Genomic DNA, 19,674 nt, shown 5'->3' with positions numbered 1-19,674 from the left:
TACAGTGACGCTTGTAATTCGATACAAAGGACTATATATTCTCGAAAGTAAAAGCAGCTCTCAATTGAGAGCTGCTTTTACTTATTCATGTCAGGTAAAGTAGGTAAATCCTCAAGACTATTTAAACCAAGACACTTTAAAAAATCTTCGGTTGTGCCGTACAGGATTGGCCGCCCAATAGCTTCTTTTCGGCCAACCTCTTTGATAAGGCCGCGCTCAACTAAATTGGCGATAACCTTGTCAGTTTTAACCCCTCTTATTGACTCAATTTCCAGTCTGGTAATTGGCTGGCGAAAAGCAACAATTGCTAGAGTTTCTAATGCTGCTGAAGATAATCGCGGCTCTTGAGAATGTGCAAGCCTTTCTACAATTGATGCTAGCTCAGGTTTTGTGCAAAGTTGATACCCACCGGCTACTTCAACAATCGTCAAACCTCTGCTGTCATCCTTCATTGCACTTACCATTTCATCAAGTATTATCACAATCTTATCTACTGGCAAATCTAACAATGCTGCAAGCTTTACTGCCGGCAAAGGTTCTGCGCATGCGAAAAGCAATGCCTCTATATGTCCTTTAACACCAAAATCGAACACAGCAGACAATCACTCTCCCCGTAATATAATAAAGATTGACGCAAAACTATGTTCCTGTCTAACGCTAACTCGATTCAACTTAATAAGTTCCAGTAAAGCTAAAAAAGCTGCTACAACCTCTGATCGTGTACCACTGCGCGTCAAAATATTATTAAACTCAACTCGACCATTATATTTATACAGCAAATGAAGAATATCTTGAATCTTATCTTGAACACTAACTTCTTCCCGCGAAACTAAAGCATAATCCTCGATTGCGCTCTCCCATACTGCAGCAAAGGCTAACAATAACTTATCCATGTCCAGCCCCTCTGGCAGCAGGCTCTTTGAATTAAAACTCTGCGGTTCGCGAGTGAAAAATTGAGATCTCTTTTCTGCTAATTCTTCCAGCAGCTCACTTAGCTGTTTAAACTGCCGATATTCGATAAGCCTATTTACAAGTTCTTGTCTAGGATCGAGATCATATTCATCGGTCTCCGAAATTGGTGCCGCTCGCGGCAATAACATACGCGACTTTATTTGCAGTAAAGTTGCAGCCATGACTAGAAACTCACTAGCCACATCAACATTAAATTCATTTAAGGCTTGAAGATACGCCATATACTGCTCTGTAACTTCGGCAATTGGTATATCATAAATATCCAGCTTATTCTTTTCGATCAAATGCATTAATAAGGCTATTGGCCCTTCAAAAACCTCAAGCTTGATCTTATATTCAGACATACTATAGGTGCATTACTTGCCGGACTTCTTCCATGGTTGCAGCAGCAACCTTACGGGCGCGTTCGGCACCAAAAATGAGAATTTCCTTTACTCTGCCAGGATTTGCTTCAAACTCACTACGTCTAACATGAATATCAGCTAAGTTAACCACCATCTGTTCGGCTAGGCATTTTTTACATTCAACACAGCCAATACTTGCCTGTCTGCAGGACTCACTTATTTGATTTAACTGCGACGCATTAAATATTTTATGGAATTTATGCACAGTACAGACTTCAGGGTTTCCAGCATCGGTTTTCTTAATTCGCTGAGGGTCTGTCACCATTTGGCGAACACGAGCCCGCAGTTCGTCTGGACTTGCGGCATACGGGATTTCATTACCATATGACTTACTCATTTTTCTTCCATCAATACCCGGAAGTGTTGGTGCCTGGCTCAATTGAGCTTGCGGCTCAGGGAAAACCGGCTTGTACATATTATTAAAACGCCTTACTATTTCTCTGGCAAGTTCAAGATGAGGGATCTGATCTTCACCAACTGGTACAGTATCGGCTTTATAAAGAATAATATCAGCAGTCATTAACACCGGGTATCCCAAAAACCCATAAGTATTGATATCTTTTCCCTGCACTCCCAGCTGCTGCAATTTATCTTTATACGTCGGCACACGCTCCAACCAGGATAAAGGCGTCATCATAGATAACAGCAAATGCAGTTCAGCGTGCTCTTTAACATGGGATTGAATAAAAATAACATTTTTTTCTGGATCAAGACCTGCACTCAACCAGTCGAGCGCCATATTATGGATATTCTCAGGAATTTTGCTAGTATTTTCAAATGACGATGTTAATGCGTGCAAATCAACAATACTAAAAAAACACTCATAGTTGTTTTGCAGACGAACCCAATTTTCCAATGCCCCTAAATAATTTCCCAAGTGAAATTTACCGGAAGGCTGCATTCCGCTAAAAATGCGACCTTTAATCATAATATCTCCTCCTGTTATACAATTACCATTACAATTTGGTTAATAATATAAGACAAAATTAGTTGAAGCGGGTAAGTAATTGCTCCAATTACGCCAATATAAACTAGCCCCATCAAAATAAAGGGTCCGTATTGACCTAAACTATCATACTGATACGCGATCCGGCTTGGCAGAAGACTTGAAAGTATCTTAGATCCATCTAGTGGCGGTATAGGTATTAAGTTGAAAATAGCTAAAATTATGTTATAGCTATAGGTTAGTTTTAATATAGCAGCCAACCAGCCTGTCAACAGCCCCATCTGCCCTATCACTGCAATCATAATAGCAGAAATAAACGCCATTATAATATTTGAACCAGGACCGGCAAATGAAACAATGATCATTCCTTTACGCCAGTTTTTAAAGTTGCCTGGATTAATATTAACTGGTTTAGCCCAGCCAAACTTAAACAGCCAAAGCATAATAAGACCAATCGGATCCAAGTGTGCAATAGGATTGAGGGTTAATCTACCCTCAAAACGCGGAGTTGGGTCACCTAACCAAACTGCCGCCCGAGCATGTGCATATTCATGCACTGTAAGTGCTATTAGCAGCGCCGGAATACGAAAAATCATGTCTTGATCAAAGCCAAACACCAATATACCCCTCCCCACAACTTGTAGTTATCATTTTTACATATTACCAACTCATACGCAAGCATTGTACCTAAATTCTAGAAAAAATATACAAAAATTTATTTATTCCGACACATTACGGTGTCACTTAAACGTAATTTTGCATCAAGATTTATCAGGGATACATTTATTAGCTTCTTAGGTTAACTACAAAAAACTGCCTTATTAAAATATTCTATAGTTAATGTCTATCACCTGCCCAGTTAAATTAGCAGCATCAAGACTATCAATCAAAAGTTACAATATTCAACTATGACTACACTTGCCCAAGATTTAACTTACTGATACGCGAGCGCATTTCATTTTTTCATTATAATAACGCAAGAATAAACTATCTAAACACCGCAAAAGCTATCATTGTAAAGGAGGGATTTTATTTGTCGAAATTCATGAAAAAATCTATTCTCTTAAATTTCACTATCATTCTCATCTCACTCTTACTGTGTGGATGCGGAATGTTAGAGACAGCCAAAAAACCTGAAATAGGCCCTGCGGGGAAACCAACTGAAAGCAAACCTAACCCGCCATTTATGCAGCGTTTCGTTTCGCCGCCAGCCCAGCTCTATGATCTTGAAGCAACATCAGGTGTAATATTCGAGGGTCTAAACAAGGCAAAGTGGGATCAAGCCCAGGCCGGTTTTAACAACCTCCAGTCTACATGGGAACAAGTTAAACCTTTAGTAGGCGAGAAAAAAGGTGTCAAGGAAGCTGACGAGGCGTTAGGCAAGCTTGCAGCCTCAATAACAGATAAAAAGATAACAAATTCCTACGAAAATCTTAATAAGTTTATGGGTTCAATAGGAGATGTGGCAAAGTCTTATAAATTATCCCCCTTATCTGATATTATTGCCGTCGGCAACTCAATACGAAATGTAAGCTTCTATGTTGAAGATAAAGAATGGAGCAAAGCCGCCTCAAAGGTAAAAGAACTTGAAGGAACGTGGAACAAAGTAAAGCCTAGTATGGAGCAAATAGGCATTTTAGATCAGATTACAATAACACATTCCAACGTAAATCAAATCAAAGATGCTGTTAATGCTGAAAATAAAGGCGCTGTCGATGAGAATATAGCAAACCTTAATGAAAGTCTCGGTAAGATACGTGAATTTTTCTATGGCCGTTAACTTGTAAACGGTCTTGAAAAATATATAAGGAAAGCTCATGCACAGTGTGCATGAGCTTTTTTACTTTTTATCTTTATCCTTATTACTGCCATCAGTTTCAATGCGATCTTTATCTTGAGGCTTCAATATAGCCGGACGCAATACTTTGCTTGGTATTGGCAGCCGAAATAATACATCTTTTAAGGCTGCAAAGTTAAACGGATAAGCAGGCCACATATATGGCACTCCAAATGACTTAGTAGTAAGCAACATTATTAGTATCCCGAACAAGCCTACTATTAGGCCCGGAAGTTTAAAGAACATAACTAGTATGATGAGCAGTAGCCTAAAAACTCGCGTTGCCATTGCAAATTCCATACTAGGTGTAGCAAAGGCACCAACGGCTGCAACAGCTACATAAAAAATTGTTTCATTCCCAAACAAGCCCACTTTAGTAGCAAAATCACCGAGCATAAACGCCCCAATGAAACCTAGGGCGGTAGACTGAGCAGATGGTACATGCACTGTTGCCATTCGGACTAACTCAAGTCCCATTTCGGCAAGTATAAACTGAAAGCCTATTGGAATTATTCCCGGTTCTTGTGGTCCCAAAAAGCCGAATGACTCGGGCAATACTTGCCGCTGAAGTACTAGCGCAAGCCATAGCGGCGGCAAAAGCAACGAGAATAAGACGCCTGCCAATCTAACCATTCGCATAAAAGATCCAACTACAACATTCTGCCGAAATTCTTCAACATGTTGGACATGGTGCCAAAAGGTTGTCGGTAATATCATTATGTTGGGTGAAGTATCTACAATCAAACAAACATGCCCCTCTAAAAGATGTACTGCCGCTACATCTGGTCGTTCGGTATAGCGTACTTTAGGAAGTATGTTCCATTTACTTCCGCCAGCGATATATTCTTCGACTGCCTTTTCAGCCATAGGGACGCCATCTATCTCTATAGTATTCAAACGTTCTTTTACCTTGTCGACAAGTTTTGGATCAGTAATATCTTTTATATATGCGATTGACACGTCTGTTTGAGACCTAACACCTATTTTAACAATTTCAAACCTTAGATTAGGATCTCTAAGTCTGCGTCGAATAAGCGCTGTATTGAATACAATGGTTTCTACAAACGAGTCTCTCGAACCTCGTGTTACTTTTTCTATTGTTGATTCCGATGGCATTCGGGCCGGATAGGATCTTGCATCAAAAATTATCAGCTGTGTTTCACCATCAATAAAAAACAGCATTTCGCCTGATAATAGGCTGGTAACAGCATCATTTAAGTTTTCAACTAGTTTTACTTGAGAATGAGTTGCTCTAGTATAAAAAACTTTTTGCAATGTATTAATCGAAAGCTCATCAGTATTAAGTGTTAATATATCCTGAAATACATTTGTTAGAATGACATCATTTGTCATTCCGTTAATTGAAAATGATGCTGCCCTTTTGCGTCCTATTTTGTATTCTCGAAATACAATATCAAATGTTTCACCAACACCCAGAAGATCTTTCATATAATTTATATTTGTATCAATATCTTTGTCGACCTTAAGGTCTTCCGCCATAGCTAATGCCACTCCGTTTCAATATCTCTTCGATAGCTTTTCTTGTTACTGGTGCTCCTCTACCGATATCGTCTGCTTTGTCCATTTTTCCAATATCACCTACACCGACAATAATCGGAACATTGACCGTATTTAAAACATCTACAGTATCACCAGTAATTATCGGTTTTTTCGTATGTTCGCAATTCGTTTTTATATCGCCGTGCTTATCAACTGGAACGTCAACAAGATCTCCGCTGCAAGCAATACAAACATCGACAGGTACACCTATAATACCAGTAGTGTTAGACGCTACTGCAACCGCACCTAAAACTTCTATATCTGGATGATTAGCCACATATTCAAGGGCCATTTCCCCCTTACCTTTATCACTGCGACCTCTGTCATCAAACATGACCAACACAGGATCATGATGAGCAGTCTTGATTAACTTAACCATTTCTTTTCCACTTATCGGTGTAGGATTACCAGCCGAAGCCGAAATACATCTTAAACCAAGTGAAGCAGCTATATCTTCAACTGCATGCTGGGCTACTCTATCGCCGTCAGTAATTAAGATAACCCTTACTCTTTCTGGCAAAATCATCACCTCAAGATTTATTTGTACTGTTTTCTTCCCCAAGCAAGTTACTTATTTTATTAGCAATTTTTTCGCTTTCACTAATAACTTGTTTTAATTTTTTAAGACTGGCTTCCAATTCATTTGATAATTCATATTGAGCTTGCGCTAGCACCTGTGCTGCTGTTTTGGCAACAACAGTTGTCGGCTGTGAGCCTGTTGAGTCCCCTTTACTTGACGAAGAATCACTGCTTTTCTGGTTATTTTGCTGAGAATCAGAAGACTGCTGGGTGTTACCTTTTCCCTGCAGTAATTGACTAAACAAATCTTGCAGCTCCTTATTTACTTTTTTACAGGAATCTTGCCCATTAGAGCTGTTTTGTCCTTGTTCTGACTGAGGGTTGGTATTTGCAGATAGTTGAGCACTTTGCTGCTGCCTTTGCTGTTGGTTACCTTGTTGTACCTCTGCATTATTTTGAGACTGTTGACCGTTTTCCCCGCCAGACTGGTTCATTTTTTGCAACTGTTGATTTATATTCTGGAGCAGATTAATAATTTCGTCATTCGGTTTTTGTTGCTGTTGATTTTGCAAAGTATCAGGACTAATTTCATTTGCCATTTCTAAGTCATAATTGATAGTTTTTGTTCGAGAGTCTGGTATGTTTGTTTTTATTTCTTCACTATAAGTAGGATTAAAACTATTACTTTCCCTGAAATTAATTGTTCTTCGCTGTAAACGCCGAGTCATAAGTGTCACCCTTTGTTATAAAATTGCCCCTATATTAAATAAGCAAGAAAACAATGCTAGCCTTAAATTGACTACTGCAAAAGGATTATTGAGTCTTGATCGCGGGTCAAATACCTTTCTAGTTTGTTCTAAGCCTACGCCGCCAGTAATAGAGCCAATAATGAAATTGGCTAGCGGACCACTAAAAGAGATAAGTAAGGTAGTCACGACACTAGTTGCTGTAACAGTCGCGCTACTGAATACTCCCGCCGCGGTCAGCATTTGAACATCGCTCTGTAAAAAAACGGCCATTGCTATCCTGCCAAATTCATGAATCACCATTGCAGCAATTCCATAATGAGGATACCTTAAACTTATAGCAATGGTTGTTATAATCAAACCTATAAAATCAATAGAAACCATCGAATATCCTCTACCCCTTGGGATTAAATATAACTGACATTGCAAAACCGAAAACTACTGCAGCCATTACTCCAGTTGCTGACGCGCGTAATGCTCCACTGAATATACCCCAGAAACCATACTTATCAACATCCTCAATAGTACCAACTACTAATGCGTGTCCGAAACCAGGCAAAGGTATTGTAGCTCCAGCACCACCAAGCTCAACTAGTGGCTGATACAAACCAAATCCGCTTAGTATTGCTCCTAACACGACGAATAAAACTAATACATGAGCAGGAGTCAATGGAGTTAAATCCATTAGTAATTGGCCAACAACACATATCAGCCCACCTATAATAAAAGCCATGAGATATGCCGTCATTATAACAACCTCCTTACATTTCAATCGCGACAGCGTGTGCAATACAAGGGATAGACTCTTTTTGCTGATAAGATGTTGGGCTATGAAGACTTCCTGTGCCAATGAGCAAAATTTTGTTTAGTTTTCCAGCCACTAGCATTTGATAAAGATAACCACAAAAAACAACTGCCGAACTTGCGCATCCGCTAGCACCAGCGTGAGCATCTTGGGATTCGCTATAAATCATACATCCACAGTCTTCGTAGTTGCTTGAAATATCAAGCCCTTTTTCTTGCATTAGCTGAATAACCATTGTTTTACCAACACTGCCCAAGTCGCCAGTAAAAATCATGTCATAATATGCTGGCTCCCTGCCAGTGTCTTGAATATGCTGCCAAAGCGTATCAACAGCTGCAGGTGCCATGGCGGGACCAAGTGCATTCGGATCTTTAATACCTAGATCGACTATTTTACCAACAGTCGCACAAGTAATTTTCGGACCTTGCCCAGTTGCTGATAATATTGCAGCCCCTGCACCGGTTACTGTCCACTGGGCAACAGGTGGACGCTGAACCCCAAGCTCTGTCGGAAATCGATATTGCCTTTCTGCCGCATCATGATGGCTGGAAGCTGCTCCCGCTACTTTATTTGCAAAGCCACCATCTATCATCATTGCTCCAACTAGCATGCTCAGTGCCATTGTTGAGCAGGCTCCATAGAGCCCTACAAATGGGCGGGACAATTCTCTTAAGGCAAAATGAGTGCTCATCAGCTGATTAAGTAAATCACCGGCAAAAACACAATCAATATCGGTAATTTCGGAGTTTTCTTTGTTCACCGCTGTCTTTATAACCTGCTCCAGCATATAGGACTCACACTTTTCCCAACTGCAGAGATTATTAAGATTATCTTCTATTAAATGGTCGAAATAGTTTCCTAATAAACCTTCTCCTTCCATTGGTCCACCGATATTAGCGGTGCTTGTGATAATCGGCGGATTAGCAAAAACTATACTTTGCTTACCTTGTTTTTTTTGCACAGTTCGTCCTCCTTCAAACTGCCAATCACTGACGCATCCAGTATATTAGCCCTACAATAAAAGCAGTTACCATTCCGTAAACCAGCACTGGGCCGGCAATAACGAACATCTTTGCACCTACTCCAAATACATATCCTTCTCTTTTAAACTCCATCGCTGGAGCAACAATAGAGTTTGCAAACCCAGTTATGGGAACAATTGACCCAGCACCAGCTTTTTTACCTAACTCATCATATATCCCCAAACCTGTAAAAAATGCCCCTAAGAAGACCATTACTGCCGATGTGGGAGCTGCGGCCTCTTTTTTAGACATCCCTATCGAGATAAAGTAATCCATTATAAACTGCCCTACTACGCAAATTAGGCCGCCGACAACAAAGGCCCATGCGATATTCTTTAATAAAGGCGGTTTTGGTTGTACTTTGCTTAGTTTTTGTGCATAGGCTTGCTGTGCCTGCTGCTTATTTATGTCATTTGGCATTTTTTCACCTCCTATAATATTTTGACCCTACCTTGAAAAATTAATGCACGACTCTAGATACAGAGCCATCTAAACATGTTATGTTTAATTAGGTTTGTCTTCAATAGCAAAAAAGAGTGCCTTTATGGCACTCTTTCAGAGCGAAAAATTAATGAACTTGAAAAGCTACTTTAACATCTGCCTTATACTCGGCAATTCGGCCATTATCAATATTAGCAGTAAAATTAGTTACTTCAACACCCATAATGTCGTCTATAGTTTTTGCTGCCTCCGTAACTGCGTTATCTACTGCATCTGTCCAATTATGGCGTGATGTTCCAACTAATTCAATAACTTTTACTACCATTTAAAATCCTCCTTTAATTTGTAGAATTCAAATTTAGTTTGTCTAGAACATTAATATTTATACTAAAGTCGTTTTAATAAACTCAATATCGATTAAGTATACTTGTTTTGCACGTATTGGTGATTTTTTCGGGAAATCTCCCCACAAATACAGCCAAGCAAAAGTACTTCCCGTAACAACGAGACATAGCATACAAATTATCACTATTATTTTTCTTTTCATAAGTCTCACCTCATAAGTATAGTATTTCCGCCAAATAAAAAAAATAGACCTCAATTACGAGGTCTTTAAAAACTCTTTAATAAATTTTAAAGCTGCCTTTTCAATCCTAGATATTTGTACCTGAGATAATCCAATTATTTGGGCGATTTCCGACTGTGTTTTATCCTCAAAAAATCTTAATTCAATTACCGTACGCTCTTTTACTGGAAGCCTCGATAGCACTTCTTTTAAAGCTAGTTTCTCAAAATAAGCATTATCTTGACCGTCACTACATTTAATCTGATCTAAAAGCAGTACTTGATCACCACTGTCGTGAAATGCATGTTCATATAACGATGCTGGCGGCTGAATAGCTTCTAGAGCAGCCACAATTTCCTGCGGTGCTAAAGACAATTCTTTAGATATTTCGTTAATTGTAGGTTCACGACCTAGTGTTCCATGTAATTTCTCTTGGATCTTATGCACTTTATAAGCTAGTTCTTTAACTGGACGACTGACTTTTATGGGATTATCATCTCTCATAAATCGTCTTATTTCACCAATAATCATCGGAACAGCATATGTAGAAAATTTCACACTGAAACTTAAGTCAAATCGGTCAATTGCTTTAACCAAACCGATACAGCCAATTTGAAATAAATCATCCCATTCGTATCCTCTATTAGTAAAACGATGAACAATACTTCTTACAAGATTTAGATTGTTTTCTAAAATATGTTCCTTCGCCCACTGATCTCCAGCCTGTGCCTTTAAGATTAATTTCCGTAATTCTTCATCTCCAAGCATGGTTATCCCACCTAGTGTGCAGTGTTAGACTGGATTTTTTTTGCCATCTTAACAGTTGTACCCTTGTTTGGCTCTGACCTAATGTCCAGTTCATCCATAAACGACTCCATAAAAACAAAACCTAAGCCCATTCTTTCTGGATCGCTCGAATATGAAGGCTGGCGAGCCAAAGTTATATCATCAATTCCTCTGCCATAATCACTTATGATATATTCTATTTTGTCATCATAGAGATTCATAATAAATTCTATTACACCATCTTGATTACCATAGCCATGGATCACAGAGTTAGATATTGCTTCCGATACGGCGACTTTAATTTCCTCTATTTCGTTTAGTGTTAAATCAAGCTGAGCAGCAAACGCTGCCGCAGTCACCCTGGCAATACCCACATTTTCGCTAAGGCTCTGGATAGACATTTTAACATGATTTTTTATTGCCATGATGTCCTCCTTATAAACTCTCTAAGGCTTGATTTTCAGATTCATATAATTTCATAATTCTAAACAATCCTGATAATTCAAAGATTTTAGCAACTTGCGACTGAACATTGGTAGCAGAAACTTTCCCGCCATTATTGCTGATTCTTTTATAACGACCTAATATAACACCAAGTCCAGAACTATCAATAAATGAAACGCCTTCTAAATTTAAAATAAGATTTTTTGCACCGCACGAATCTAGCGCATCATCCACTCTTTGTCTAAATTCATCGGCAACATGCATATCTAATTCACCTTCAACTCGAACTATTAAAACACCTTGTCGCAACAAAGTGGATATATTCATGTTATTCCTCCCTTTCTATTCTCTAATAGAGATATTCGCTTTCAGGAAAATTTTTCCTGCAAGTTTACAAAAAAAAGCGGGAATAACTCCCGCTTTTGTATTAATTACTAATGTTAAATAAATTTGCTATCATATCCTGAAATATTTTGAAGAATCCTGCTTTTTCTACCGTTTTTTCGGCAATCAAGTCAACTTTTCCTAGTTCTTTGCCATCTTTTAAGACGATAAGTTCACCGTATTTTTGTCCTTGTTGGATAGGCGCACTTACTGTCGGCTCAGCCACTATTTTCTTTTGCAAATTTTTTCCTTGTCCTTTTGCAATTAATAAATTTAAATCTTCTGAAGCAACCAGCTGAACCTCTTTTTCAGTACCTTTATTTACTTTTAATCTCTCTACTACAGCGCCGGCTTCTACAATTGGTATAGCAGAAAAATTAGCAAAACCCCAATCCAAAAGTTTCATACTTTCTCTTAAATGCGAACGAGGTTCTGGAGTTGCAAAAACTACAGAAATTAATCTTAGTCCATCTCTTTTTGCTGTGCCAGCAAAGCAATATTTTGCTTCTTCAGTCCAGCCAGTTTTTAGTCCATCAGCGCCTTTATACCACCATAAAAGTTTATTGGTATTAACCAGCCAGTTTTTCCCACCACGCAACCAGTACTCTTTGATGCTGCATAATTCCATATATAGAGGGTGACGGACAGCTTCTTTTACAATTAATGCAGTATCATAGGCACTCATATAGTGATCTGAAATAGGTAATCCGTTAACATTTGCAAAATGAGTATCGTTTAAGCCCAAAGCTTGGGCCCGCTTATTCATTGCGTCTACTGCTGCCTGTTCATTGCCATAGATATGTTCCATAACGGAGAATGCGGCATCGTTTGCGCTTACTACTGCCAAAGCAATGAGCATTTCATGCATAGTCATTGACTCGCCAGGTTCTAGCCAAATCTGAGAACCACCTTGTTTCCAAGCTCCTTCTGAGGTAGTAACAGTATCTGTAAGCTTTACTTTACCTTGTTCAACTGCCTCCACGGCTAACAATAGTGTCATAGCTTTGGTAACACTCGCTGGTGGTAATCTTTTGTGAGAGTCTTTTTCATAAAGCACGGTTCCGTTGGCATCCATTAGTATTGCTGATTCTGCTGTTGTATCAAGCTGTGCTGCAGATCTTTTCGGTTCAGCTGCAAAAGTTATTGAGCCAAGGATATTAACTACAAGAAACACGAAAGCAACTACTAGACATAACCTTCTTGGATGCAATCGGCGCATAACATTAACACTCCTTTCATTTGCATACATTAGTTTGTTTTAGGTTAACCAACTTGAAAACTGCATACACTGGAAAATACAACAAAGATCAGCTCGAAAGCTGATCTTTACGTTTTATAGGCAATTATAATTTTTGGAAACCATATTTATCGACTAATCCCAAAATTAGCTGCGGTTTTACCGGCTTAGTATTTCCTATTGTTATAGCCTGAATTATCATATTTCGCGCAACTTCCATCTTTTCTTTATTATTAGAATGAATAGTTGCTAATACATCATTTGCACTAATGTAATCACCAATACAACAACGCATGGTCATACCAGCAGCTAAATCAATTTCTTGACCCTTATATTCACGCCCGGCACCTAATATGGTTGCTATCGAACCGATTTTTGCAACATCAATTTTTTGTACAAATCCTAAATGATTACTTTTAACGTCTTCTTCATATTTGGCTTGTGGAAGCAAGCTCTTATTTTTAATAATATTAGGATCGCCACCTTGCGCCGAAATAAATTCGCCAAATTTTTGCAAGGCTTCTCCGTTTCCAAGAAGTTTTTCTAATTCAGCATAACCTTCGCTCTCATTCGATGCTAAATTTGCCATATGAAGCATATGAGCTCCTAAGGTTAGGCATAAATGCCGCAAAGAATCTTTGCCTCGCCCTGATAATACATCTATAGCCTCAGTTATCTCGATACTGTTTCCAATAGCAAAACCAAGCGGTTCATCCATACTAGTCAATACAGCTCTGGTTTCCCGGCCGACAATATCGCCTATTTTGACCATGGTTTCGGCTAATAAAATTGCGCTATCTAGGTCTTTCATGAAAGCACCACTACCCACTTTAACATCTAGGAGTATTTTATCCGCCCCCGCGGCAATTTTCTTACTCATAATAGACGAAGCGATTAAAGGAATGCTTTCTACCGTAGCAGTTACATCTCGCAGTGCGTAAATTTTCCCGTCAGCAGGGGCAATATCATTGCTTTGACTACAAAGAGCCAAATTATGTTTCCTGACATTTGCAATAAATTCTTCATAAGGAAGTGAAGTCCTGAAACCAGGAATAGACTCAAGTTTATCAATAGTTCCACCAGTAAATCCCAATCCACGTCCTGACATTTTAGCTACCGGAACACCCGCCGAAGCAGCTAGCGGAGCTAAGATTAGTGTTGTCGTGTCTGCTACTCCACCAGTACTATGTTTGTCAACTTTTATACCAGAAATATCACTTAAATCTAACTTTTTGCCTGACTCCGCCATGGCTAAAGTCATCTCAGCCGTTTCTTCGTATGTCATACCATTTATGCACACTGCCATTAAAAAGGCCGCCATCTGATAGTCAGGAATTAAATCACCAGTATACTCTCTGATAACTTGTCTTATCTCTTGACTGCTGAGATTTTGTTTATTACGCTTTTGCGCAATTATATCAAGCATTCTCATTGACTGTTCCCCTTATGATATCAGGCAAAAAACTAGTTCCATACGCAAGCTTTTGTTGACTAAAGTTTTGAGCTACAGTTGCTGCAACATCTGCAAAAGTAGAACGTATACCAAGGTTAGTAATACTTGTTTTTTTGCCGTAAACTAAAAGTGGTACATATTCTCTAGTGTGGTCTGTTCCAGGAGTTGTTGGATCACAACCATGATCGGCGGTTATAATCAGTAAATCGTCTTGTTTAAGTTCCTGAAGCAGACGAGCTAGATCTTCGTCAAACTTTTCTAACGCTTTAGCGTAGCCAGCCGCATCATTTCTATGCCCATATTTACTGTCAAAGTCTACAAGATTTGCTAATATTAAATCACTTTCTGTATCTTCTTTTACTAAGCCTACTAGTACTTCCATTCCATGATCGTTGGAAATTGTTGATATAGACCTGGTTATACCGCGATTTGCAAAAATATCCGATATTTTACCAACCCCAGTTACTGAAAACCCGGCTGCTTTCATAATATCTAAGACCGTATTCTCAGGTGGAGTAAGACTATAATCATGGCGATTTGATGTACGAACAAAATTGCCAGGTATTCCGATAAATGGACGAGCAATAATTCTACCTACGGCATGTTCTCCTATACATACTTTCTCACGAGCTATCTTGCACATTTCATATAATTCGGTTAATGGTATTATCTCTTCATGGGCGGCAATCTGAAAAACACTATCGGCAGAAGTATAGACAATCGGATACCCTGTCGACATGTGTTGTTCACCAAGCTCCTCAAGAATTTCTGTACCAGAAGCAACCTTATTTCCAAGAATTTTTCTTCCTATAAGATTGCTGAATTTATTAATAATGTCATCTGGAAAACCTTTAGGGTAAACTGGAAAAGAAGTAAATGTCGGGCATCCTCCTAATTCCCAATGACCGCTCGTCGTATCTTTCCCCTTAGATATTTCTGCCATTTTGCCAAAGCTAGCTATCGGGGTTTGGATATTTCTCACACCGGCAATTTCAGCTATGCTGCCTAATCCCATTTTTTCTAAATTAGGCAAGAAAAGCCCGCCTTGTGAGCGAGCAATATTAGCCAAAGTATTCACGCCGCTGTCACCGTAATCAGCAGCATCAGGCGCAGCGCCAATACCAACACTATCTAGTATTAAAATAATAACTCGTTTAAACAACGCTTATTACTCCCTTGTTAAAAATTAATAATGAAAAGACGGCTTGTGCCGATCCTTAGCGATAGCGCAAGTCGATACTTACCACTTATTCTGCATTTAAGAAAGTTATACTGAGGATAAAATTATTATGCACGTGGATGAGCTTTATCATACACTTCTTTCAAGCGGTTTTTAGTGACATGAGTATATATTTGAGTCGTAGAAATATCAGCATGACCCAGCATTTCTTGTACTGATCTTAAATCCGCACCATTTTCCAATAAATGGGTTGCAAAGGAATGCCGTAATGTGTGAGGCGTAATCTCTTTAGTAATATTTGCTTCCTGTGCATACTTCTTTATTATTTTCCAGAAACCTTGGCGGGTAAGACGATTGCCATGATGATTAACAAATAGTGCCGGTTCTTCATATGTACGCACTAATTTAGGTCTGCCTTTACTAATAAAATCCTGAACACAGCGCGCAGCAATAGAACCTAGCGGAACTATTCGTTCCTTTGAACCCTTTCCATAACACTTGATATATCCCATATCAAGATTAACATCGGATATATTTAAAGAAATTAGTTCAGAAACCCTTATTCCAGTAGCGTAAAGCAGCTCAAGCATGGCTTTATCACGCAAACCTGTAGGTAAAAGAACATTAGGCTGTTTGAGTAATTCTTCCACCTCTGTGATCGCAAGTATCCGGGGAAGTTTCTTTTCAAGCTTTGGTGATTCTAGATTAGCTGCTGGATCTTTATCTATATAGCGCTCGCGCACTAAGTATTGATAAAATGATTTAATAGCTGCTAGATTCCGGGAGATTGTAGAAACGGCACGACCTTTTGACTGAAGATTACTTAAATAGCCTAGGATGGTGTTGCGATTAGAATCTTTAAGTATTTCCATTTTGCCGCTCTGCAGGTAAGTTTCAAATTGACGTAAATCTCTTCCATAAGACTCAAGAGTATTTTGCGCTAAGCCGCGTTCAACCGCAAGATAGTTAATAAACTCATTAACATAACCTTCCATCTCTTTACCACCCTTTTTTCCGGATTTCCGGTCCTTATAGCCTAAGCTTTACATTGAAGCTATTCCACATAAAATCTATATTTCCTTTATTTAACTGTCAAAATATACTATTAATTTACCTTTTTTGTAATTTAGACCTTCTTAATTATACTATCCATAACTCGCAGTGGTTTTTCCAAATATTCGGGCTTAATTTTAGGTTCCATATTATTAATGATCCATAATTGACTCAGGAGTTTGGGTAGAATGTAGAAGAGAAAAACAGCTAATATAATTATTCGCAAACAGATCCTGACTTTTTTTATGAAACTACTCCATGGAAAAACAACTACCATTCCCCCACCTCACTTTCAACTGCTTAACTTAATATCATAATTATTCGGTTTGCAGCAATTTTATTCATGCTGATTATGAAAATTGTACTAAGACATAAGAATAAATATCTTACTTTATTATTATGGTTCTGAAAAAGCTGGTCGGACGTTTGTGCCCAAAAAGTGATGATAATCTAAACTCAAAGTCAATAAAATATAAGTGCACCTCAATGTTTAGACCACTCTAACATTGAGGTGCACTTTGCATTATTTTCATTTCATAACAGAATACCCGCAACAAGTTTCATAAAAACTGGAGACACATAGACTTCAATAACTGCTGCTATAACCATAACAACCATCATAGTTATACATATACCAGTGTATATAAGTGATTCAGAAAATATATTACTTCTGCCATTTGTTTTTCGTCTTATAAGTTTTAAAGAAAATGCAATTGCCGATACTCCTGTTATCACAATAGCTGGGACGGCTAAAAAATTATGCGGCAGCACCGATGCTAATGCAAACAGCAGTCCTTTCATAACGTACTCATTTACAAGGAACCCAACAGTAAATCCGATTATAAAACCCCTTGTAAAAACCATAAACAAAACAAATGGAATTCCTATAACAGTGAACCCTAATATAAACATTAACACTATTGTTTTAACATTGTTTATTATCACGGTGCCTAACATATTAGAAATATCCCCAACACCGTCGGTTCCTTTTGTTAAACCGTTAAATAGAATTCTTAAATAACTTATCAGTTCTGTTTTCTGCTCATCTGGAAGGGTTTTAACGGCAAGCGCTCCAACCACTATCCCGACAATAAAAATTAATATTATAAAAAAATAGGCAACTATATTTGATTTTAAGTAATCGCCCAAACCTTGTCGAAAATAGCCTAACATTCGCGCTCCTCCCTGCTCATGACCTGTTACAATCTATGCAGGGCTGAGAGCCTTTAGACCAATTTGTCCTATATTAAGTTTTTGAAAATGCGACCGTATATTCCACCGCCTCCGTCAATTATATTTGCCTGTCCAGTACGCGCAGTTTCAATTTCTTTTGCTAACCGCTCACCGATAGCTGAAATCAGCTGATTAAAGGTTACTCTGTGTAATATATTGATTTCTGTGCCAAATTCGTGTAATAATTTTTCTATTGTTTTTTTGCCGATACCAGGCAAAAATTCAAGCGGAATTTGATAAATATAGGGGGCACGATATTGGGGTTGATTTATCAACCCTTTGAAGGCTATTTCATCGATTCTATCCTTTACACCTTTAATATATTTACTTTTTCCGCAATGGTAACAAGATGATATGGAAATAGCTTCTTCTGGTCTTGCTGTTCCACAATAAGCGCAGAAAGTTCGATAATATTTACCTAAACGAGGATTTAATCCATAGTTCACTGAAATTTGCCTGCCTTCTTTACGAAGACATGCTTTGTAAAATTCGGTATAGTTTGAATCTGCTACAGAGATAACATTATATTCTCTAGCGATTTTTTCTAAAGAGTGAGCATCTGAATTCGAGAGAAAGCTAAATTGATCTAATCCCGCAATTCGATCACCCATCACACTGTCAGCACTCAATCCCAGCTCTACTGCCGTAATTTTATCTATCTGATTATCTGTTAATATTTGTTCAAGAGAATCACAACAGACACCAAAAAGACTCTTATGTGGCGTAAATATATGTGCTGGTATTATCATTGCTTCATGCTCACTAGCTATATTAATTAAATCACCAAGAGTCATATGTGCATTCTGGGAGCTTAAATTAATATTTTTAATATGCCTAGACATACGCACACAAAACTCTCTCATTTCAGAAATGCTTGGAAGAAATATTAAACTATGGGCCTGTCCACCGTTTACTTCAGTTGTTTCAATTTCTGCGCCTAAGAGTACCGTAAGAATACCTTTGTATCTATAACCTCCACCGCTTAGAAGCAAAAGCAGTCCTTTTGCTTCTAAGCGTTCTAAATCTTCAAGAACTAATGGCGATAACGCGTCGACAACTCCAATTAAATCTAAACCTTTTCTATGAATTGATTCATTAAAAATATTCCGAATTGTTAGTCGCCTGGATGTTGGAATCTTTACCCATTGCCCTTGCTCACTTATCCCTACGTGTATGTGTAAGTCAGCGAAAATTCTTTTCATTTTAAAAACCGGCTAACAGTAGACCTAGTAATGATTTGGCGTCAGATATTTCCCCAGATTTTATCAGTGTTCTTATTTGTTCTTTTGTAAATACTTCTACGTCAATAAACTCATCTTCATCGGGGCACTGCTCTGCTAAAATTAACTCTTCCGCTACATATAAGTGAATTACTTCGTTAGTAAAACCGGGAGTTGTAAGGATTGAGGATAAACGTCTCAGTTTATTTGCTTTATAACCAGTCTCTTCTTCTAATTCCCTTTTTGCACAATCATCAGGTTCTTCACCCTTATCTAACTTGCCAGCTGGAATTTCAAGTGTAACTCTACCAACAGGATATCGGAACTGGCGCACTAATAATATTGAGCCATCATTTAGAATTGGAACAACCGCTACCGCACCTGGGTGCTCAATTAGTTCCCGAGTTGCCTCCTTACCATTTGGTAGTTTTACCGTATCACGACGGACTGTAAGAAGTTTGCCGTTAAATATTTCCTCAGACCTAATAAATTTTTCTTCTAATTTATTCACAAAAATACCTCCTGGTATACTTTACCTAAACATTTCATATATTATTTGCAGGGAGGGATATCCATGCAAATAATAATAATGCATCATAGCATGCATATTACAGGTAAAGCTAAAGATGTTTGTCGCTATCTTCGCGAAGCACAAAAAAGATATCTTACTGTTAAAGAATTGATAAGCTCCAAATTAAATTAGTTTTCAATATTGCAAACTCATACTAAACATTAATAACATACAGAGTTTATCAGTATTTTATTCAGCCTCATCGAAAAAACTCCTGCCATAATTTGCTTCGTCGTAAAAACTGCTATCATGCGCAATACATTAGAATCAGGTAAAAACAAAAACCGCCCAGCTAA

Annotated in this window: 25 protein-coding genes; 2 read left to right on the top strand and 23 right to left on the bottom strand. The window is 38.3% G+C overall.

Translation table 11 applies throughout. The features are described 5' to 3' along the window. Positions 1–77: 77 nt before the first annotated feature. Genes scpB through V6C17_RS08700 form a run of 4 tightly spaced genes read right to left on the bottom strand, consistent with a single transcriptional unit; the run spans position 78 to position 2,939 of the window. The gene (gene scpB, locus V6C17_RS08715; RefSeq protein WP_333522238.1) at positions 78–593 is read right to left on the bottom strand and encodes an SMC-Scp complex subunit ScpB; all 516 of its coding nucleotides are present in this window, start codon (positions 591–593) and stop codon (positions 78–80) included. Positions 594–602: 9 nt separating this feature from the next. After that, positions 603–1,316 carry a segregation and condensation protein A gene (locus V6C17_RS08710; protein WP_333522187.1) on the bottom strand — a complete coding sequence of 238 codons (714 nt, stop codon included), beginning with the start codon at positions 1,314–1,316 and terminating at the stop codon, positions 603–605. 1 nt (position 1,317) lies between these two features. After that, a complete protein-coding gene (gene trpS / locus V6C17_RS08705) occupies positions 1,318–2,304 on the bottom strand; it encodes a tryptophan--tRNA ligase (protein WP_333522186.1) in 987 nt (328 codons plus the stop codon). Positions 2,305–2,318: 14 nt separating this feature from the next. After that, the gene (locus tag V6C17_RS08700; RefSeq protein ID WP_333522185.1) at positions 2,319–2,939 is read right to left on the bottom strand and encodes a site-2 protease family protein; all 621 of its coding nucleotides are present in this window, start codon (positions 2,937–2,939) and stop codon (positions 2,319–2,321) included. Positions 2,940–3,355: 416 nt separating this feature from the next. On the opposite strand from V6C17_RS08700, the gene V6C17_RS08695 reads away from it, so the two are divergent. After that, positions 3,356–4,102, top strand: coding sequence for a hypothetical protein (locus V6C17_RS08695; protein WP_333522184.1), 747 nt, complete (start codon positions 3,356–3,358; stop codon positions 4,100–4,102). A gap of 60 nt (positions 4,103–4,162) precedes the next feature. Here V6C17_RS08695 and V6C17_RS08690 read toward each other — a convergent pair whose 3' ends face one another. The 19 genes from V6C17_RS08690 to V6C17_RS08600 form a co-directional block, all read right to left on the bottom strand. After that, positions 4,163–5,659, bottom strand: coding sequence for a spore germination protein (locus V6C17_RS08690; RefSeq protein WP_333522183.1), 1,497 nt, complete (start codon positions 5,657–5,659; stop codon positions 4,163–4,165). After that, the gene (locus tag V6C17_RS08685) at positions 5,643–6,239 is read right to left on the bottom strand and encodes a stage V sporulation protein AE (protein WP_442891465.1); all 597 of its coding nucleotides are present in this window, start codon (positions 6,237–6,239) and stop codon (positions 5,643–5,645) included. Before V6C17_RS08685 ends, V6C17_RS08690 begins: the two co-directional genes overlap by 17 nt. A gap of 10 nt (positions 6,240–6,249) precedes the next feature. After that, positions 6,250–6,966 (bottom strand): hypothetical protein, encoded by a 717-nt coding sequence (locus V6C17_RS08680; RefSeq protein ID WP_333522182.1) that lies wholly within the window; start codon positions 6,964–6,966, stop codon positions 6,250–6,252. A 15-nt stretch (positions 6,967–6,981) separates the two neighbouring features. Beyond that, positions 6,982–7,368 carry a hypothetical protein gene (locus V6C17_RS08675; RefSeq protein WP_333522181.1) on the bottom strand — a complete coding sequence of 129 codons (387 nt, stop codon included), beginning with the start codon at positions 7,366–7,368 and terminating at the stop codon, positions 6,982–6,984. A gap of 10 nt (positions 7,369–7,378) precedes the next feature. Next, positions 7,379–7,732: a stage V sporulation protein AE gene (gene spoVAE / locus V6C17_RS08670; RefSeq protein ID WP_333522180.1), complete on the bottom strand. Its 354-nt coding sequence runs from the start codon at positions 7,730–7,732 to the stop codon at positions 7,379–7,381. 13 nt (positions 7,733–7,745) lie between these two features. Then, positions 7,746–8,750, bottom strand: a complete 1,005-nt coding sequence (gene spoVAD, locus V6C17_RS08665) for a stage V sporulation protein AD (protein WP_333522179.1) — start codon at positions 8,748–8,750, stop codon at positions 7,746–7,748. Positions 8,751–8,775: 25 nt separating this feature from the next. Beyond that, a complete protein-coding gene (spoVAC, locus tag V6C17_RS08660) occupies positions 8,776–9,231 on the bottom strand; it encodes a stage V sporulation protein AC (protein WP_333522178.1) in 456 nt (151 codons plus the stop codon). A 148-nt stretch (positions 9,232–9,379) separates the two neighbouring features. After that, positions 9,380–9,577 carry a dodecin family protein gene (locus V6C17_RS08655; protein WP_333522177.1) on the bottom strand — a complete coding sequence of 66 codons (198 nt, stop codon included), beginning with the start codon at positions 9,575–9,577 and terminating at the stop codon, positions 9,380–9,382. Positions 9,578–9,634: 57 nt separating this feature from the next. Further along, positions 9,635–9,799: a hypothetical protein gene (locus V6C17_RS08650; protein ID WP_333522176.1), complete on the bottom strand. Its 165-nt coding sequence runs from the start codon at positions 9,797–9,799 to the stop codon at positions 9,635–9,637. A gap of 54 nt (positions 9,800–9,853) precedes the next feature. Next, positions 9,854–10,585 (bottom strand): RNA polymerase sporulation sigma factor SigF, encoded by a 732-nt coding sequence (sigF, locus tag V6C17_RS08645; protein WP_333522175.1) that lies wholly within the window; start codon positions 10,583–10,585, stop codon positions 9,854–9,856. Positions 10,586–10,596: 11 nt separating this feature from the next. After that, positions 10,597–11,028: an anti-sigma F factor gene (spoIIAB, locus tag V6C17_RS08640; RefSeq protein ID WP_333522174.1), complete on the bottom strand. Its 432-nt coding sequence runs from the start codon at positions 11,026–11,028 to the stop codon at positions 10,597–10,599. A 10-nt stretch (positions 11,029–11,038) separates the two neighbouring features. Continuing rightward, positions 11,039–11,374 carry an anti-sigma F factor antagonist gene (gene spoIIAA, locus V6C17_RS08635; RefSeq protein ID WP_333522173.1) on the bottom strand — a complete coding sequence of 112 codons (336 nt, stop codon included), beginning with the start codon at positions 11,372–11,374 and terminating at the stop codon, positions 11,039–11,041. Between the two features lie 100 nt (positions 11,375–11,474). After that, positions 11,475–12,650, bottom strand: a complete 1,176-nt coding sequence (locus V6C17_RS08630) for a D-alanyl-D-alanine carboxypeptidase family protein (RefSeq protein WP_333522172.1) — start codon at positions 12,648–12,650, stop codon at positions 11,475–11,477. Between the two features lie 124 nt (positions 12,651–12,774). Further along, entirely contained in the window at positions 12,775–14,100 is a 1,326-nt protein-coding gene (locus V6C17_RS08625) for a thymidine phosphorylase (protein WP_333522171.1), read from the bottom strand. Continuing rightward, a complete protein-coding gene (locus V6C17_RS08620; protein ID WP_333522170.1) occupies positions 14,087–15,283 on the bottom strand; it encodes a phosphopentomutase in 1,197 nt (398 codons plus the stop codon). Before V6C17_RS08620 ends, V6C17_RS08625 begins: the two co-directional genes overlap by 14 nt. 125 nt (positions 15,284–15,408) lie before the next feature. Then, positions 15,409–16,296 carry a site-specific tyrosine recombinase XerD gene (gene xerD, locus V6C17_RS08615; RefSeq protein WP_333522169.1) on the bottom strand — a complete coding sequence of 296 codons (888 nt, stop codon included), beginning with the start codon at positions 16,294–16,296 and terminating at the stop codon, positions 15,409–15,411. Positions 16,297–16,888: 592 nt separating this feature from the next. Continuing rightward, positions 16,889–17,527, bottom strand: coding sequence for a stage II sporulation protein M (gene spoIIM, locus V6C17_RS08610; RefSeq protein ID WP_333522168.1), 639 nt, complete (start codon positions 17,525–17,527; stop codon positions 16,889–16,891). A 68-nt stretch (positions 17,528–17,595) separates the two neighbouring features. Next, positions 17,596–18,789 (bottom strand): endonuclease Q family protein, encoded by a 1,194-nt coding sequence (locus V6C17_RS08605; RefSeq protein ID WP_333522167.1) that lies wholly within the window; start codon positions 18,787–18,789, stop codon positions 17,596–17,598. Position 18,790: 1 nt separating this feature from the next. After that, entirely contained in the window at positions 18,791–19,318 is a 528-nt protein-coding gene (locus V6C17_RS08600) for an NUDIX hydrolase (protein WP_333522166.1), read from the bottom strand. A gap of 63 nt (positions 19,319–19,381) precedes the next feature. On the opposite strand from V6C17_RS08600, the gene V6C17_RS08595 reads away from it, so the two are divergent. Then, positions 19,382–19,510 (top strand): Z-ring formation inhibitor MciZ, encoded by a 129-nt coding sequence (locus tag V6C17_RS08595; protein WP_333522165.1) that lies wholly within the window; start codon positions 19,382–19,384, stop codon positions 19,508–19,510. Positions 19,511–19,674 lie beyond the last annotated feature (164 nt).

It is taken from the genome of Dendrosporobacter sp. 1207_IL3150 (assembly GCF_036763085.1).
Lineage (GTDB): Bacteria > Bacillota > Negativicutes > DSM-1736 > Dendrosporobacteraceae > JBAIYU01.
Note: the sequence above shows the minus strand (reverse complement) of the source record. Positions and strands in the feature narration are given on the sequence as shown.

Coding starts and splice junctions, on each gene's coding strand:
- V6C17_RS08625 (WP_333522171.1), bottom strand. CDS start 14,100: ATGAGAATGCTTGATATAATTGCGCAAAAGCGTAATAAACAAAATCTC.
- trpS (WP_333522186.1), bottom strand. CDS start 2,304: ATGATTAAAGGTCGCATTTTTAGCGGAATGCAGCCTTCCGGTAAATTT.
- sigF (WP_333522175.1), bottom strand. CDS start 10,585: ATGCTTGGAGATGAAGAATTACGGAAATTAATCTTAAAGGCACAGGCT.
- V6C17_RS08650 (WP_333522176.1), bottom strand. CDS start 9,799: ATGAAAAGAAAAATAATAGTGATAATTTGTATGCTATGTCTCGTTGTT.
- V6C17_RS08595 (WP_333522165.1), top strand. CDS start 19,382: ATGCAAATAATAATAATGCATCATAGCATGCATATTACAGGTAAAGCT.
- V6C17_RS08630 (WP_333522172.1), bottom strand. CDS start 12,650: ATGCGCCGATTGCATCCAAGAAGGTTATGTCTAGTAGTTGCTTTCGTG.
- V6C17_RS08655 (WP_333522177.1), bottom strand. CDS start 9,577: ATGGTAGTAAAAGTTATTGAATTAGTTGGAACATCACGCCATAATTGG.
- spoIIAB (WP_333522174.1), bottom strand. CDS start 11,028: ATGGCAATAAAAAATCATGTTAAAATGTCTATCCAGAGCCTTAGCGAA.
- spoIIAA (WP_333522173.1), bottom strand. CDS start 11,374: ATGAATATATCCACTTTGTTGCGACAAGGTGTTTTAATAGTTCGAGTT.
- spoVAE (WP_333522180.1), bottom strand. CDS start 7,732: ATGACGGCATATCTCATGGCTTTTATTATAGGTGGGCTGATATGTGTT.
- xerD (WP_333522169.1), bottom strand. CDS start 16,296: ATGGAAGGTTATGTTAATGAGTTTATTAACTATCTTGCGGTTGAACGC.
- spoVAC (WP_333522178.1), bottom strand. CDS start 9,231: ATGCCAAATGACATAAATAAGCAGCAGGCACAGCAAGCCTATGCACAA.
- V6C17_RS08605 (WP_333522167.1), bottom strand. CDS start 18,789: ATGAAAAGAATTTTCGCTGACTTACACATACACGTAGGGATAAGTGAG.
- V6C17_RS08690 (WP_333522183.1), bottom strand. CDS start 5,659: ATGGCGGAAGACCTTAAGGTCGACAAAGATATTGATACAAATATAAAT.
- V6C17_RS08675 (WP_333522181.1), bottom strand. CDS start 7,368: ATGGTTTCTATTGATTTTATAGGTTTGATTATAACAACCATTGCTATA.
- spoIIM (WP_333522168.1), bottom strand. CDS start 17,527: ATGTTAGGCTATTTTCGACAAGGTTTGGGCGATTACTTAAAATCAAAT.
- V6C17_RS08710 (WP_333522187.1), bottom strand. CDS start 1,316: ATGTCTGAATATAAGATCAAGCTTGAGGTTTTTGAAGGGCCAATAGCC.
- V6C17_RS08680 (WP_333522182.1), bottom strand. CDS start 6,966: ATGACTCGGCGTTTACAGCGAAGAACAATTAATTTCAGGGAAAGTAAT.